Raw genomic sequence first — 2,019 nt, 5'->3', positions numbered from 1 at the left:
CCATCATCCTGCTCAATGACCTTCACCAGGGCAGCATAGCCCGTTCCACCCGTGTTCGTGCGCAAGAAAACGTGCAACGTCCGCCCGCGCGGATCGTGCCACAGATGTGAGGGATCGAAAAACCGGACGATATTCGGTTCAAGCCAGCCCATCGGTGCACACAAGCGTCCCGATCCGAGCTCGGCCGAAGCTCGGGGTGGCGTGCTATAGAACGGTATACCAAAAAGATCGAAATCCCTCGATGAGACTATCTCGTTGAACGCGAGGGACTCTGAGATAGTCCAGCTCTCACGGTCTAGAAGTCGTGGTCAATTCTAGCGCGCAACACCCGCGGTGCCAAACCGGCCGTATTCCATCCCTCGATTGCAAGATCGCGCCGCTCGTCCAAGGCGAGGTAGAGGTACCCATTCGCATAATGCACGTTGCAGGACGACCCGTGCCATTTCATATTCGAGGTAAGGGTGACCGGCGCGCTCCACGTCTCCCCGTCATCGTCGGAACGCATGATCATGAGGTCGCCGGCATGACCAAGGATGTAGAGCCGCCCGCCAGCTGTGAATGGCCGGGCGTGCCAGAATGGAAAGGTATTTCGCTCAGCCCAGGAACAGCCCCCATCATCGGACACATAGACCATGCCCATTCCGAAGCGCGTACCTCCCGCGCGAGATCCCTTCGGCCCGAGGAGATCCCTGACCCCGGCACCGCCGAGATCAAAGGTGGCTACCACTCTTCGGCTCGCCGTCACGACGATGCCCGGCGTGTAGCAGTATACATCTTGTGGCCGCTCGGACCGGTAGACAATCTCGAAGTCATCCGCCAAGGCGCGCATCATCGAAGCCCTCTGATCCCCAGTGCCACCAAGAGAGCCGTTGTGAGACCGTCCCTCGAATGATCGCCACTTGCACAACTTTCATCGCTCAACATGGCTTCAGCACGTCCTGACGAGATATCAGGCCGGCGAACTTGTCCCGGTCGTCAAGCACGGCTATCAACTCGACCTCGTGCTGACGGAAGAGCTGCGCGGCTCGATCGAGAAATGCGTGTCCGGAAATTGTGTTGAGCGGCGGCTGCATGTGCCGCTTCACCGGATCGCTAAGGTCTGGAGGGGCGCCACACTCGGCTAATCGGGCAATGGACTCCCCGTTCAAGGTCCCGACGACGTTGCATCCCTCGTCGACGACTGCGGCGACGCCTAACTTTTGGGAGGCGCGGCACATTGACAAGAGCGCCAGCGACAGCGGTGTATCTGGCCGGAACACAGGAATCGCTTCAAGCGGCCACATCAGGTCGCGCACTCGCATCAGCTCCCGTCCGAGACTTCCACTCGGGTGAAGACGTGCGAAGTCATGGCGCGTGAACCCACGCCGCTCCTGCAGGACAAGCGCTAGGGCATCCCCCATTACCGCCATAGCCGTCGTCGAGGTAGTCGGAGCAAGGCCAAGTGCGCATGCTTCCTGGATCGACCCGATATCGATCACCACGTCGGCAGCCTGTGCCAGCGACGAGGTGGCGCGCCCCGTGATCGCGGCAACGATGACAGAAAGCTGCCGGACAGCACGGATGAGCTGCATAAGTTCCGTAGTCTCGCCAGAATTGGAGAGCGCGAGAATGACATCCCCGGCACGCACGCGCCCGAGATCTCCATGCAAGGCGTCGACCGGGTCGAGCGTGATCGATCGAGTGCCAGTCGATGCGAGAGTTGCGGAGATCTTTTCTCCAACCAGTCGCGACTTGCCGACACCGCACACTACGACAATGCCAGTTGAAGAAAGGATGTAGTCCGCGAGCACGCAGATATGGTCGTCGATCCTGTGTGAGAGGATTTCCAACGCGGCAGCCTCTTGGCGGATGATTGCCTTGGCTCGCTCAAGCATGACTATTTTGCTGCTAAGATCCCTGCCAGATTCGGTATATTGCTGAGCGGGCTCTCGATGGAGACGCGGGACTGTACTTCTGCAGCCAACAAGTGTCATGATATCGGCCTCGATCGAATTGGTGGCTGTCCTTGTGACGTCGAAT

Annotated in this window: 2 protein-coding genes; both read right to left on the bottom strand. The window is 59.4% G+C overall.

Annotated elements, in window-relative coordinates; all coding sequences use genetic code 11:
* Nucleotides 1–295 precede the first annotated feature (295 nt).
* Nucleotides 296–832, bottom strand: a complete 537-nt coding sequence (locus EOA85_RS33760; RefSeq protein WP_127212591.1) for a sialidase family protein — start codon at nt 830–832, stop codon at nt 296–298.
* Nucleotides 833–917: 85 nt separating this feature from the next.
* Nucleotides 918–1,874: a KpsF/GutQ family sugar-phosphate isomerase gene (locus EOA85_RS33755; protein WP_164760077.1), complete on the bottom strand. Its 957-nt coding sequence runs from the start codon at nt 1,872–1,874 to the stop codon at nt 918–920.
* Nucleotides 1,875–2,019: the final 145 nt, after the last annotated feature.

The organism is Mesorhizobium sp. M5C.F.Ca.IN.020.29.1.1 (assembly GCF_003997375.1).
Lineage (GTDB): Bacteria > Pseudomonadota > Alphaproteobacteria > Rhizobiales > Rhizobiaceae > Mesorhizobium > Mesorhizobium wenxiniae.
The sequence above is the reverse complement of the archived record's forward strand: the minus strand, read 5'-3'. Positions and strand labels throughout refer to the sequence as shown.